The sequence below is a fragment of the Lysobacter avium genome, assembly GCF_015209745.1.
Taxonomy (GTDB): domain Bacteria; phylum Pseudomonadota; class Gammaproteobacteria; order Xanthomonadales; family Xanthomonadaceae; genus Novilysobacter; species Novilysobacter avium.
Genome location: NZ_CP063657.1, coordinates 2,699,105 through 2,711,816, shown reverse-complemented (window position 1 = coordinate 2,711,816; position 12,712 = coordinate 2,699,105). Strand labels below are relative to the sequence as shown.

At 68.0% G+C, this 12,712-nt stretch carries 11 protein-coding genes; 7 read left to right on the top strand and 4 right to left on the bottom strand.

Translation table 11 applies throughout. The features are described from left to right. Positions 1-2: 2 nt before the first annotated feature. Positions 3-974, bottom strand: a complete 972-nt coding sequence (locus INQ42_RS12150; RefSeq protein WP_194034492.1) for a LysR family transcriptional regulator — start codon at positions 972-974, stop codon at positions 3-5. A gap of 145 nt (positions 975-1,119) precedes the next feature. Here INQ42_RS12150 and aceB point away from each other — a divergent pair, with 145 nt between their 5' ends. From aceB to INQ42_RS12135, 3 genes are all read left to right on the top strand, one after another. Continuing rightward, the gene (gene aceB, locus INQ42_RS12145) at positions 1,120-2,802 is read left to right on the top strand and encodes a malate synthase A (RefSeq protein WP_194034491.1); all 1,683 of its coding nucleotides are present in this window, start codon (positions 1,120-1,122) and stop codon (positions 2,800-2,802) included. A 54-nt stretch (positions 2,803-2,856) separates the two neighbouring features. Next, positions 2,857-4,152 (top strand): isocitrate lyase, encoded by a 1,296-nt coding sequence (aceA, locus tag INQ42_RS12140; protein ID WP_194034490.1) that lies wholly within the window; start codon positions 2,857-2,859, stop codon positions 4,150-4,152. A gap of 127 nt (positions 4,153-4,279) precedes the next feature. Beyond that, positions 4,280-4,492 (top strand): hypervirulence associated TUDOR domain-containing protein, encoded by a 213-nt coding sequence (locus tag INQ42_RS12135; RefSeq protein ID WP_194034489.1) that lies wholly within the window; start codon positions 4,280-4,282, stop codon positions 4,490-4,492. 54 nt (positions 4,493-4,546) lie between these two features. Here INQ42_RS12135 and INQ42_RS12130 read toward each other — a convergent pair whose 3' ends face one another. Both INQ42_RS12130 and ubiK read right to left on the bottom strand, forming a co-directional pair. Then, positions 4,547-6,061, bottom strand: coding sequence for a YifB family Mg chelatase-like AAA ATPase (locus tag INQ42_RS12130; RefSeq protein WP_194034488.1), 1,515 nt, complete (start codon positions 6,059-6,061; stop codon positions 4,547-4,549). Between the two features lie 9 nt (positions 6,062-6,070). Next, a complete protein-coding gene (gene ubiK, locus INQ42_RS12125) occupies positions 6,071-6,370 on the bottom strand; it encodes a ubiquinone biosynthesis accessory factor UbiK (RefSeq protein WP_194034487.1) in 300 nt (99 codons plus the stop codon). A gap of 176 nt (positions 6,371-6,546) precedes the next feature. Here ubiK and INQ42_RS12120 point away from each other — a divergent pair, with 176 nt between their 5' ends. After that, positions 6,547-6,885, top strand: a complete 339-nt coding sequence (locus INQ42_RS12120) for a P-II family nitrogen regulator (RefSeq protein ID WP_043958974.1) — start codon at positions 6,547-6,549, stop codon at positions 6,883-6,885. Positions 6,886-6,907: 22 nt separating this feature from the next. Further along, positions 6,908-8,812 carry a DUF4153 domain-containing protein gene (locus INQ42_RS12115; protein WP_194034486.1) on the top strand — a complete coding sequence of 635 codons (1,905 nt, stop codon included), beginning with the start codon at positions 6,908-6,910 and terminating at the stop codon, positions 8,810-8,812. Between the two features lie 6 nt (positions 8,813-8,818). Here the strand turns inward: INQ42_RS12115 and speE are convergent, their stop codons facing one another. Beyond that, the gene (gene speE / locus INQ42_RS12110) at positions 8,819-9,670 is read right to left on the bottom strand and encodes a polyamine aminopropyltransferase (protein ID WP_194034485.1); all 852 of its coding nucleotides are present in this window, start codon (positions 9,668-9,670) and stop codon (positions 8,819-8,821) included. A 175-nt stretch (positions 9,671-9,845) separates the two neighbouring features. Here speE and speA point away from each other — a divergent pair, with 175 nt between their 5' ends. After that, entirely contained in the window at positions 9,846-11,735 is a 1,890-nt protein-coding gene (speA, locus tag INQ42_RS12105; RefSeq protein WP_194034484.1) for an arginine decarboxylase, read from the top strand. Between the two features lie 45 nt (positions 11,736-11,780). After that, a complete protein-coding gene (locus INQ42_RS12100; RefSeq protein ID WP_194034483.1) occupies positions 11,781-12,635 on the top strand; it encodes an NAD(P)-dependent oxidoreductase in 855 nt (284 codons plus the stop codon). Positions 12,636-12,712 lie beyond the last annotated feature (77 nt).

The window sequence follows — 12,712 nt, the reverse complement described above, 5'->3', positions numbered from 1 at the left end:
CATCAGCGCTCCGATGGGCCGCTGTCGTCGCGGTCGCGGCGGGTAAACAGGTCGGGCTTGATCAGTTCGGTGAATGCGCGCGCCTGCGGGCTGAGGTACTTGCCGCGCCTTACCACCACGCCGTAGCTGCGGTAGGGAAACCATTCGGCGAGCGAGCGTGATGCCAACCGATCTTTGTCGGCTTCGGTCAGGCAGATCGCGGTGACGATGCTGATCCCCATCCCCATCGCCACGTACTGCTTGATCACCTCCCAGCCGCCCACCTCCAGGGCGACCGTGTAAGGCACCTGATGGCGCTGGAAAACCAGATCGACCATGCGATAGGTGGTCAGGCGCTGCGGGGGCAGGATGAGTCCGTAGGGGGACAGGTCGGCCAGGTCGAATTTGGCCCGGGTCGCCAACGGATGGTCAAACGGGGTGATCAGCATCGGTTCGAAACGCATCACTGGTGCGTAATCCAGGTCGCCCGGGACGTCGAGCATCGAGCCCACCGCGAGGTCCACCTCGTCGGAGCGCAGCAGCTCCAGCCCGCCGGCGCCGGTCACGTTGTGCAGGTTCAGGCGAACCTCCGGATGCGCGGCGCGGAAGGCGGCCACGATCGGCGGCAACAGGTAGAGGATGGTCGAGCTGCCGGCCGCGACGTTGAGCTCGCCGCCATCCATCCCGCGCAGCTGCTTGCGGAACGCGTCCGGCAGTTCATCGATGCCCTCCACCAGCGGTCGCGCCAGGTCGTATAGCGCTTCCCCCTGGCGGGTCATCACCAGGCGTCGGCCGCTGCGCTCCAGCAACCGTTCGCCCAGGTCGCGCTCCAGCGCCTGCAACTGCAGGCTCACCGCCGGCTGGCTCAGGAACAGCGCCTCGGCGGCGCGGGAAACCGACCCCAGCCGCACCGTCTGGCAGAACGCGCGCAGCGGTTTAAGCCGATCCCCCTTGTGGGAGAAGCGCGGTGTCGCCGGTGGTGGCTCGAGGCTCATCATGCTCCTTCGCCCGGTTTGGCGGGCTCAACGACTATGCCGGAAAAGAATATAAGTAAAGCTTATACATCGTATTGATATATCTGAATTGTAAATAAGCTTGCTGCCGACGCATGGTCGAGTGCCCCACCACTGGAGCAAGGGCATGTCGGCAGTCATGAGACGCGAGAGCGAACCGGCCACGCAAAGGTTCAGCGTGCGCGCCGTCGCGGAGGACCAGGATCAATTGCTGAGCGCGTCGGCCAGGGAGTTCCTGACCGGATTGCATCGGCGCTTCGATGACCGTCGCCTGGACTGCATCGCCGCCCGCGTGGCCCGCCAAGCCGAAGTGGACAACGGCCTGCTTCCCAACTTCCGCGAGGACACACGCAACATCCGCCAGAGCGACTGGAAGGTCGCGGCGCTGCCGGCTGCCCTGCGCGACCGGCGCGTGGAGATCACCGGTCCGGTGGACGCGAAGATGGTCATCAACGCGCTGAATTCCGGGGCCAACTGTTTCATGGCCGATTTCGAGGACAGCACCTCGCCGACCTGGAATAACCTGATCTCCGGCCAGCACGCCATGCGCGGCGCCGTCGATGGAACGCTGGAGTTCCACGCCCCTGCCCGCGCCGACGGCACTCCCGGCAAGCGCTACGCGCTGAAGCCGGCCGACGAGCAGGCCGTGCTGCTGGTGCGTCCGCGCGGCTGGCATCTGGACGAGAAGCACGTGCACGTCGACGGCCGGCCAATGTCCGCCAGCCTGTTCGATCTGGGACTGTTCGCCTTTCACAACGCCGCCGCGCTGGCGGCGCGCGATCGCGGCCCGTACTTCTACCTGCCCAAGCTGGAGTCGATGGAAGAGGCCGCGCTGTGGAACGACGTGCTCGACCACATCGAGCGCGCGCTCGGACTGGCCGAAGGCCAGATCAGGGTCACCGTGCTGATCGAGACCCTGCCGGCCGTGTTCCAGATGGACGAGATCCTGCACGCCCTGCGGTCCCGGATCGCCGGTCTCAACTGCGGGCGCTGGGACTATATCTTCAGCTACATCAAGACCCTCCGAGCGCATCCGGACCGGGTGCTACCCGAGCGCGGCCAGGTTGGCATGGACCAGCCCTTCCTGCGCGCGTATTCCGAGCTGCTGATCCACACCTGCCACCGCCGCGGCGCCCACGCCATGGGCGGCATGGCCGCGCAGATCCCGATCGGCAACGATCCGGCCGCCAACGAGCGGGCGATGGCGAAGGTGCGCGCCGACAAGCTGCGCGAGGTCACCGCCGGCCACGACGGCACCTGGGTCGCGCATCCGGCGCTGATCCCGCTCGCTCGCGATATCTTCGACGAGCGCATGCCCGGCGCGCACCAGCATCACGTGCTGCGAGAAGACGTGCAGGCCTTCACCGAGCGCCAGTTGCGCGACCAGCTGCTGACCCAGCCGCTGGGCACGATCACCCGCGCCGGCTTCGACGGCAACGTCGAGGTCTGCGTGCGCTACCTCGCCGCGTGGCTGGATGGCAACGGCTGCGTGCCGATCCACTGGCTGATGGAGGACGCGGCCACCGCAGAGATCGCCCGCACGCAGCTGTGGCAGTGGCTCCATTGCCAGTCGCAGGCGATCGCCGCGGGCAATCCGCAGGCCGAGCCGCCGCAACTGGAGGACGGCACACCGATCGACTTCACCCTGCTGGAGCGCGCCTTTATCGGCCTGCCGGCGCGCCTGGGCGACCGCCGCGCGCTCATCGGCGGCAGCCGGATCGAGGAGGCCATCGGCATGCTCGATCGACTCTGCCACGCCGACACGCTGGAGGATTTCCTCACCGTTCCCGCCTACCGCCGTCTCGAGTGACGCGCACCCATTCCGCCTGTTCCGCCTAAACGTCACCCCACAAAGGACATTGCCATGAGCACCCAACCCACCGCTGATCAGATCCGTGATGACTGGAACCACAACCCCCGCTGGAAAGGCGTCACCCGTCCGTATTCGGCCGAGGAGGTCGTGCGTCTGCGTGGCACCGTCGCCGTCGAGCACAGCCTGGCCCGTCTTGGCGCCGACAAGCTGTGGCAGTCACTGCAGCGCGAGGATTTCGTCAACGCCCTCGGCGCGCTGACCGGCAACCAGGCCATGCAGCAGGTCAAGGCCGGACTGAAGGCGATCTACCTGTCGGGCTGGCAGGTCGCCGCCGACGCCAACCTGGGCGGACAGATGTACCCGGACCAGTCGCTGTACCCGGCCGACTCGGTGCCGGCCGTGGTCAAGCGCATCAACAACACCCTGCTGCGCGCCGACCAGATCCAGTGCGCCGAAGGCAGCGGTGACATCGACTTCCTGCAACCGATCGTCGCCGATGCGGAGGCCGGTTTTGGCGGCGTGCTCAATGCGTTCGAGCTGATGAAGGGCATGATCGAGGCCGGTGCCGCCGGGGTGCATTTCGAGGACCAGCTGGCCAGTGCGAAGAAGTGCGGCCACATGGGCGGCAAGGTGCTGGTGCCGACCCGGGAGGCGATCGAGAAGCTGGTCGCAGCGCGTCTGGCCGCCGATGTCATGGGCGTACCGACCCTGATCGTCGCGCGCACCGATGCCGAAGCCGCCGACCTGCTGACGTCCGATATCGACGCGACCGATGCCGCATTCGTCACCGGCGAGCGCACCGTCGAGGGCTTCTACAAGACCCGCAAGGGGATCGACCAGGCGATCAGCCGCGGCCTGGCCTACGCGCCCTACGCCGACCTGGTGTGGTGCGAGACCGGCAAGCCGGACCTGGAGTTTGCGCGCCGGTTCGCCGAGGCGATCCACGCCAAGTTCCCGGGCAAGCTGCTGGCCTACAACTGCTCGCCCAGCTTCAACTGGAAGGCCAACCTGGACGACGCGACCATCGCCCGCTTCCAGATCGAACTGGCGGCGATGGGCTACAAGTTCCAGTTCATCACCCTGGCCGGCTTCCACGCACTGAACTACGGCATGTTCAACCTCGCCCGCGGCTACGCGCAGCGCCAGATGAGCGCGTTCGTCGAGCTGCAGCAGGCCGAATTCGCCGCTGCCAGCGAAGGCTTCACCGCGGTCAAGCACCAGCGCGAGGTCGGCACCGGCTACTTTGATTCGGTCACCCAGGTGATCCAGAGCGGGCAGTCCTCGACCACCGCCCTGACCGGGTCAACTGAAGAGGAGCAGTTCCAGTCCGAGCCAGCACTGGCCTGATGCTGACGCGGTCACCACCCGCGCGGGAGGATGCTGCCCCATGGAAGGGGCCGCACTCGTTTTGAGCGCGCCGGGCGTGTCGGCTACGGCGTGTTCCCGCCCCCTGTTGAAGCGAGAGGAGGATGTCATGGCGGAATTCAAGGTGGGCGACCACGTGCGCTGGAACTCGGAAGCCGGCCACGTCAGCGGGAAGATCATCAAGGTCCACAAGCGCGATTTCGACTACAAGGGCCACACCCACCGCGCCAGCGCGCAAGAGCCGCAGTACGAGATCAAGAGCGACAAGACCGATCACATCGCGGCCCACAAGGGCAGCGCACTGGAAAAGATCGCCAAATAGGCGAGCGGCCGCTGCCGGATCAGCGTTGACGGGTTGACGCGCGCGGTCAATCCTTCAGGCCGTTGCCACCGGGAACCCGCGATCCACTCGCCGATAACCGATCGCCTCGCTCAGGTGGATGGTCTGGATCTGCGGACTGCCGGCTAGGTCGGCGACCGTCCGCGCCACCCGCATGATCCGGTGCATCGAGCGTGCCGACAGGTGCAGGGTGTCGATCGCGCGTTCCAGCAGGGCGAAGTCGGCCTCGGCCAAGCGGCAGGTCGCACCGGTCTCTGACTGACTGAGGTGGGCGTTGGCCTTGCCCGCACGCTCCAGCTGCAGCTTGCGGGCGGCGACCACCCGCTCGCGGACGGTATCGCTGTTCTCGGCAGGCGCGGCATCCGGTCGCAGCTCCGATGGCGGCAGCCGCGGCACCTCGACGTGCAGGTCGATCCGGTCCATCAGCGGCCCGGAAATGCGCGCGCGGTAATTCACGACCATGTCGGGGCTGCAGCGGCAGCGCCCGCTGGGGTCGCCGGCCCAGCCACAGGGGCAGGGGTTCATGGCCGCCACCAGCTGGAAGCGCGCCGGGAACTCGACGCTGCGGGCGGCGCGCGAGATGGTGACGGTGCCCGACTCCAGCGGCTCGCGCAGCACCTCCAGCGTGCGCCGGCTCCATTCGGGCAGCTCGTCCAGAAACAGTACGCCGTTGTGCGCCATGGAAATTTCGCCCGGTCGCGGCTCGGCGCCACCGCCGACCAGCGCGACCGCACTGGCCGTGTGGTGCGGGGAGCGGAACGGGCGTTCCCGCCACAGCGACGCGTCCACGCCACGTCCGCCCAGCGAAGCGACGGCCGCCGAATCCAGCGCTTCGGCATCGCTGGCCACCGGCAGCAAACCCGGCAAGCGGGATGCCAGGAGTGTCTTTCCACAGCCTGGGGGCCCCACGAGTAGCAGGTGGTGACCACCGGCCGCGGCCACCTCAAGCGCGCGGCGCGCATGCGCCTGGCCGCGCACGTCGGCCAGGTCCGGTCCGAGGCGCGGACTCGGGGCTGGAGCTTCGGCCCGTGGCAGCGATTTATGCCCTGACAACATCGCGCACACTTCCAGCAGCGTGCGCGCGGTCCGCGTCTCCACCCCGCTGACCAGTGCGGCTTCGGCTCCGTTGGCGGGTGGCACGACCAGTTTGCGGCCGGCCTGGGCCGCGGCCAGCGCGGCCGGCAGCACCGCGTCCACCGCGCGCAACTCGCCGGTCAGGCCCAGCTCGCCGAGGAACTCGTATTCACCCAGGGCCTCCAGCGGGATCTGCCCACTGGCGGCGAGGATTCCCAGCGCGATCGGCAGGTCGAAGCGGCCGCCGCCCTTGGGCAGGTCGGCGGGGGCGAGGTTGACGGTGATCCGCCGGGCCGGGAATTCGAACTGGGCGCACTGGATCGCGGCGCGCACGCGCTCACGCGATTCGCGCACCGCGGTTTCCGGAAGGCCGACGATCGACATCGAGGGCAGGCCGCCGCCAAGATGCACCTCCACGCGGACCGGGGCGGCACGGATGCCCGATCGCGCACGGCTGTGCACGAGTGCCAGGTTCATAAGGGCAGGTCAGTGGCGCGGCGGCGCGGAAGGATCGGCGCTTGCAGCGCCGCCGCTCACGCGCGAGCCCAGTTGCGCTTCCAGCTCGGCCACGGTGCGCTGCAACTGGTCCAGTTTTTCCCGCGTGTGCAACAGGACCGCGCGCTGCACATCGAACTCCTCGCGCGTCACCAGATCCAGCCGCGACAACCCGGACTGCAGGACGGACTTGAAGTTCTGCTGCAGTTCGTCCCGGCCCTCGCGCAGGCTGGGCGGCACCAGGCCGCTGAGACGGCGTGCAAGTTCATCGATATGGTTGAGATCAATCATGTTGGCTCCTCCGGCAATGGTTCAACATTGGGTCGCGCGAAGTCACCCCACAATCGGCCGGGCCCGCGATCGGCTGTCGGAATAGTCTGACAAGCCGGACGCCCAGTTTACCGCAGCGGCCGCCGGGCTTCGCGCTATCCTCGTCGCCACGATGCCCTGCAGCCCCGGAGTTCCCGATGAAGATGGTCATGGCGGTGATCAAGCCGTTCAAGCTCGATGACGTGCGCGAGGCGCTTGCCGAGGCGGGGGCGGCGGGCATCACGGCCACCGAGGTCAAGGGCTTCGGCCGGCAGAAAGGGCACACCGAGCTGTACCGCGGCGCCGAGTACGTGGTCGACTTCCTGCCAAAGATCAAGCTGGAAGTGGCGATCACCGACGACCAGGTCGACACCGTGGTCGAGGCGATCATGAAGACCGCCGGCACCGGCAAGATCGGCGACGGCAAGATCTTCGTCTGGGATCTGGACCGTGTCGTGCGCATCCGCACTGGCGAGCTGGATGCCGATGCGCTCTGAGCGCGCGCGAGCGGACCAATTGATGAGTCCGGTCGAGGAACCGTTGCCGCGCCAGGTGCAGCTTTTCATCGTCCTGCTGGCGCTGCTGCAGGCGCTTGCCCTGTGGATTGTCTGGGTGGGGGTGGAGCGGGACTGGCCGCTGCTCGGCGCACTGGGCACCCGTGTGTGCTGGTACACGCTGGTGCTGTCGGTGCCCACGGCGATGGCCTTGTCGGTGCAGCGCCTGGACGACGCGCGCTTCTGGCAGAACACGGCGCTCGTGGGGGTCGTGTTCCTTGCGCTGGGCGCCTGGGTCGCGCGGGCGGCCACCGGCGCGCCGGGGCTGGAGGCCTCCGCCGTACTGACACCGTTCGCGATCAGCATGGCCGCGGCGCTGTTCGTGGCCGGTCCGTTCCTGCAATGCCGGCAGGCGCACGGCCGCTGGTGCGCGCCGTATCCGGAACTGTTCGCCCACGCCTGGCAGAACCTGCTGACCTTGCTGGTCGCGGGCTTCTTCACCGGCATCTGCTGGGCGGTACTGGGCCTGTGGGCCGGGCTGTTCACGCTGATAGGCGTGGAATTTTTTGCCGACCTGTTTACCGGCACCGCGTTCGCCTATCTGGCCACGGGGCTGTTCGCCGGCCTGGGGGTGCTGGTCGGACGCAGCCAGGCGCGACCGGTGCAGGTGATGCGACGGCTGCTGATCGCGATCTTCACCGGCCTGTTTCCGCTGCTGGCCGCCATCGCGGTGCTGTTCGTAGTGACCCTGCCGTTTACCGGTCTGGAGCCGCTATGGAGCACCCGTTCGGCGGCCACGGTCTTGATGGCGCTGCTCGTGGCGATGGTCGTATTCGCCAACGCGGTCTACCAGGACGGTGACGATCCCGCCCCTTACCCGCGTCCGCTGCGGGTGCTGGCGGCGGCCGGGCTGGTGGTGCTGCCGGTATTCGCCGTGCTGGCACTGGTCGCGCTGGGCCTGCGCGTCGGCCAGTACGGCTGGAGCGTGGAGCGCATCTGGGCCGCGATCGCAGCGGCGATCCTCACCGTGCACGCGTTTGGTTATGCCTGGGCGGCGCTGGACCGGCGCGGTCGCTGGCTGGCGCGCATTGAGCCGGTAAACGTCACCGCCGCGCTGGCCGGGCTCCTGCTGGTGTTGTTGGCCAATTCGCCGGTGCTCGACCCGCAGCGCATCGCCGCTGCCAGCCAGGCCCAGCGCCTGCTCGATGGGCGTACCCGTGCGGATGATTTCGATGAGGCCTACCTGCGCTACCGCTCCGGTCGTGCGGGATACAAGACGCTGCAGGGATTGTCGAAGGCACCGCAGGTCACGTCGAACGCCGGGCTGGCGGATCGCATCGAGCGCGCCCTGCTGCAGACCGAGCGTTACCAGCCGTGGAATTCGGACGGGGAGACCACAGCCACGGGGGAGGACCGGGCGTCACTGCAGCCCGGCGCAATCCCGGTGATCGGGCCCGAGCCGGAGACCGGCTGGTGGGACGCCCTGGCGGCGCGCGACCTGGATGCCGTGGGTTGTGGGCAACCGGGAAGTGACTGCATCGCCATCGTGCGCGACCTGGACGCGGACGGCGTGCTGGACGTGCTGCTGTGCCACCTGGGCGTCGACCACACCGTGCACTGCCGCGTGCACGCACGCGAAAACGGCATCTGGTACGACATCGCACCGGTGGTGATGTTCGACGATGGCACGCGCAAGTTGTCAGGCGCACTGCGGCGCGGCGAAGTGACGCTGGTGCCGCGGCGGTGGCCCGACCTGGAGGTTGCCGGGCAGCGCAGCGCGATCGAGGATCCATCGGCCGAGCCGGCGGAGCCGGTTGCAGCGATCGATTCAGCTGATCGCGTCAATCACGTCGATCGCGTCGACGAGGCCGATTCGGCCGACCCAATCAGTCCACCCGAGCCGGCGGAACCCGTCGATCCGGCCGACTGAGCGGAATCAGCCCTCCAGTGCTTCTGCCACGAACGGCGGCAACGTCGCCGCGCCGCGGTGGATGTCGGCGCTGTAGTACTTGCTGTGGAAGGTCTTCGCGCGGGCATCAGCCTCGCGGAAGTCGAAGCCCTGGCCCTTGCGCGCCAGCGTGCAGCTCCACCAGCCGGTGGGGTAGCACGGCTGCGGGAAGGGTAGCGTCTGGAACGAGGTGAAGCCGGCCTTGCCCATCTCCGCGCGCATCGCCTTGATCAGGTCGAGCAGCACCAGCGGTGATTCGGATTGCTGGACCAGGATGCCGTCGTCCTTGAGCGCACGGAAGCACGACTCGAAGAAGGACTTGTTGAACAGTCCCTCAGCCGGGCCGACCGGATCGGTGGAATCGACGATGACCACGTCCAGGCTGCCGGGCGCGCAGTGCTTCATGTAGGCGATGCCGTCATCGAACAGCAGCTGCGCGCGGGGATCGTCGTTGGAATCGCACAGCTCGGGGAAGTACTTCTCCGACATCCGGGTGACCTGCTCGTCGATGTCGCACTGCGCCGCGCTCTCCACGCCCGGGTGCTTCAGCACCTCGCGCAGGGTGCCGCAGTCGCCGCCACCGATGATGACGACCTGCTTCGGATCGGCGTGGGTGAACAGCGCCGGGTGCGACATCATCTCGTGGTATAGGAAGTTGTCGCGGCTGGTCAGCATCACCGCGCCATCGATCAGCATCAGGTTGCCCCAGTCGGTGGTCTCGAAGATCTCGATCTTCTGGAACGGCGACTGCACCTCGTCCAGCTTGCGGGTGATGCGGAAGCCGATCGCCGAGCCGGAGGGCTCGAAGTTCTCGTAGTGCCACGTCATCTCAGCGTTCATTGCAGTTCGTCCAGTGTTGGCGGCCACATTCCGGTCGGCGGACACCGAGTGCGTGGCGGAGGGAAGGGCGCGAATTGTAACCAACGCGCCGCAACAGGCCGTGATCTGCGTCGTGACGTCCCGGGCCCGCGTGGGGCGATAGAATGCCCCTCCCCCCGCTGCCGGTAGCATGCCGATGTCCCACTGGTCGATCGATCAGGCCCGCAAGACCTACTCCGTCCCGCATTGGAGCGAGGGGTACTTCGACGTCGACGACCAGGGCCGGGTGACGGTGCGGCCGAGAGGGGCGAATGGACCTGAGGTGGCGTTGCCGGAGGTGGTCGACCAGGCGCGCGCCAACGGCGCCAAGCTGCCGCTGCTGGTGCGCTTCCCCGACATCCTCGGCGACCGCCTGGGCAAGCTGCAGGCGGCGTTTTGCCAGGCGATGGCCGATGCGGACTACGCCGGCGGCTACACCGCGGTCTACCCGATCAAGGTCAACCAGCATCAGGGCGTGGCCGGCACGCTGGCCTCGCACCACGGCGAGGGCTTCGGCCTGGAGGCGGGCAGCAAGCCCGAACTGATGGCGGTCCTGGCGCTGAGCCGTCCCGGCGGCCTGATCGTCTGCAACGGCTACAAGGACCGTGAATACATCCGCCTGGCGCTGATCGGCCGCAAGCTGGGCATGGAGACCTTCATCGTCATCGAGAAGCCCTCCGAGCTGGCGCTGGTGCTGGAGGAGTCCAAGGCGCTCGGGGTCAAGCCCGGGATCGGCGTGCGCATGCGCCTGGCCAGCCTGGGCGCGGGCAAGTGGCAGAACAGCGGCGGCGACAAGGCCAAGTTCGGCCTGACCCCGCGCCAGGTGCTGGACCTGTGGAAAAGCCTGCGCGAGGCCGGGATGACCGACTGCCTGGGCCTGCTGCATTTCCACATGGGCTCGCAGATCTCCAACGTGCGCGACATCGCCAGCGGCATCCGCGAGGCGACCCGCTATCTCGTCGAGCTGTCCAAGCTGGGCGCCAACGTCCGCTACATGGATGTCGGCGGCGGGCTGGGCATCGACTACGAGGGCACCCGCTCGCGCAGCTATTACTCGATCAACTACGGCGTGCAGCAGTACGCATCCAGCATCGTCCAGCCGTTGGCCGATGCGTGCATCGAACACGGCCTGACGCCGCCGCGCATCGTCACCGAATGCGGGCGTGCGATGACCGCGCACCACGCGGTGCTGATCGCCAACGTCTCCGAGGTCGAGCCCGCGCCGGAAGGCCGCGTGCCCGACGAGCACGACGATGAGCCGGCGGTCATCCGCCACCTGCGCGGGATCCACGCCGAGCTGGATTCGCGCCCGGCCGTGGAGCTGTTCCACGAGGCCGTGCACTTCCACTCCGAAGGCCTGACCGCCTACGCGCTGGGCCAGATCGACCTGGTCCACCGCGCCCGCATCGACGACCTGTTCTACCTGATCGCCCACGGCGTGCGCGAGCGCCTCAGCCCCGGCGAGAAGAGCCACCAAGCGGTGCTGGACGAGCTCAATCAGCGGCTGGTGGACAAGTACTTCGTCAACTTCAGCGTGTTCGAGTCGATGCCAGACGTCTGGGCGATCCAGCAGGTGTTTCCGATCATGCCGATCGAGCGTCTGGACGAGGCGCCGCAGCGGCGCGGGGTGATCGCCGACCTGACCTGCGACTCGGACGGGCGCATCGACACCTACGTCGGCAACGAGACGCTGGACACCTCGATGGCGATCCATTCGCTCAATCCCGGCGAGAGCTACCGGCTGGGGTTCTTCCTGGTGGGCGCCTACCAGGAGATCCTCGGCGACATCCACAACCTGTTTGGCGACACCGACGCGGTGGCGGTGCAGATCGACGGCGACGGTTACCAGTTGACCCAGCAGCGCCGCGGCGACACCACCGACGTGATGCTCGACTATGTCGGCTACTCGCTTGGCGAGCTGCGCGCCAGCTACCGGGCCAAGGTCGCCGCCGCGGATCTACCCGCCGACGAGGCCGAGCGCCTGAACGCCGCGCTGGAAGCCGGCCTGACCGGATACACCTACCTCAGCGACGCGCCACTGGCGTAGTCGCGGGGCCCTGCATCAACGCCTGGACCAGGCACGAGGAACTGCATGAAAACCGGATTCATTGGCCTGGGCGCGATGGGCGCACCGATGGCTCGCTACCTGCACGCGCGCGGCCTGTTGACCGTGGTCGGCAACCGCACCCAGTCCAAGGCCGACGCACTGGCCAGGGAACTGGAAGTGCGTGCGGCGCGCTCGGCCGACAACTTCGCCGACTGCGACGTGGTCGCGATGTGTGTCTCGCTGGACGCCGACGTGCTCGAGAACGTCCAGGCGCTGGCGCAGGTGCTCAAGCCGGGCGCGGTGGTGGTGGATCACTCCACCGTCTCCGTGCAGACGGCGCGGCGCGCCGCGGCGATGCTGCACGAGCACGGCATCGGCTTCGTCGACGCGCCGGTATCGGGTGGGGTGGAGGGAGCGCGCAACGGCAAGCTGTCGGTGATGGCCGGCGGCGACGCGGAGGCGATCGAGAAGGTGCGACCCGTGCTGGAGGCCTACGCCAGCCGGATCAGCCACATGGGCGCGACCGGCGCCGGCCAGGCGACCAAGGCGGTCAACCAGGTGCTGGTGGCCGGCATCAACGAGGCGGTCTGCGAGGGACTCGCGCTCGGCGAGAAGCTCGGCCTGGACGCCGAGCGCCTGCTGCCCACGCTGATGGCGGGCGCGGCCGGCAACTGGTTCCTGGAGAAACGCGGCGGCACGATGATGCGCAGCGAGTTCGCGCCTGGCTTCAAGAGCGCGCACATGCTCAAGGATCTGCGCATCGTCCGCGACATCGCCCGCGAGGCATCGATCCAGCTGTCGACGCTGGAGTTGGCGCTGGCCGACTACGGTCGCCTGGTCGACCAGGGTGACGGCGACAGCGATACGTCGGCGCTGATCAAGCTCAAGCGCGGCAACTGAGTTTCGCCGCGCCTGCGGCCGCGGCGTCCACCGGTGCGTGCGGCCGCGAGCCGCTACCAGTTACCGGCCACCGGCCA

What these genes read in the sequence shown, in the direction of transcription:
- aceA (WP_194034490.1), top strand. Translation starts at nt 2,857, where the DNA reads ATGAGCACCCAACCCACCGCTGATCAGATCCGTGATGACTGGAACCAC.
- INQ42_RS12135 (WP_194034489.1), top strand. Translation starts at nt 4,280, where the DNA reads ATGGCGGAATTCAAGGTGGGCGACCACGTGCGCTGGAACTCGGAAGCC.
- aceB (WP_194034491.1), top strand. Translation starts at nt 1,120, where the DNA reads ATGTCGGCAGTCATGAGACGCGAGAGCGAACCGGCCACGCAAAGGTTC.
- INQ42_RS12120 (WP_043958974.1), top strand. Translation starts at nt 6,547, where the DNA reads ATGAAGATGGTCATGGCGGTGATCAAGCCGTTCAAGCTCGATGACGTG.
- INQ42_RS12100 (WP_194034483.1), top strand. Translation starts at nt 11,781, where the DNA reads ATGAAAACCGGATTCATTGGCCTGGGCGCGATGGGCGCACCGATGGCT.
- INQ42_RS12130 (WP_194034488.1), bottom strand. Translation starts at nt 6,061, where the DNA reads ATGAACCTGGCACTCGTGCACAGCCGTGCGCGATCGGGCATCCGTGCC.
- ubiK (WP_194034487.1), bottom strand. Translation starts at nt 6,370, where the DNA reads ATGATTGATCTCAACCATATCGATGAACTTGCACGCCGTCTCAGCGGC.
- speE (WP_194034485.1), bottom strand. Translation starts at nt 9,670, where the DNA reads ATGAACGCTGAGATGACGTGGCACTACGAGAACTTCGAGCCCTCCGGC.
- INQ42_RS12115 (WP_194034486.1), top strand. Translation starts at nt 6,908, where the DNA reads ATGAGTCCGGTCGAGGAACCGTTGCCGCGCCAGGTGCAGCTTTTCATC.
- speA (WP_194034484.1), top strand. Translation starts at nt 9,846, where the DNA reads ATGTCCCACTGGTCGATCGATCAGGCCCGCAAGACCTACTCCGTCCCG.
- INQ42_RS12150 (WP_194034492.1), bottom strand. Translation starts at nt 974, where the DNA reads ATGAGCCTCGAGCCACCACCGGCGACACCGCGCTTCTCCCACAAGGGG.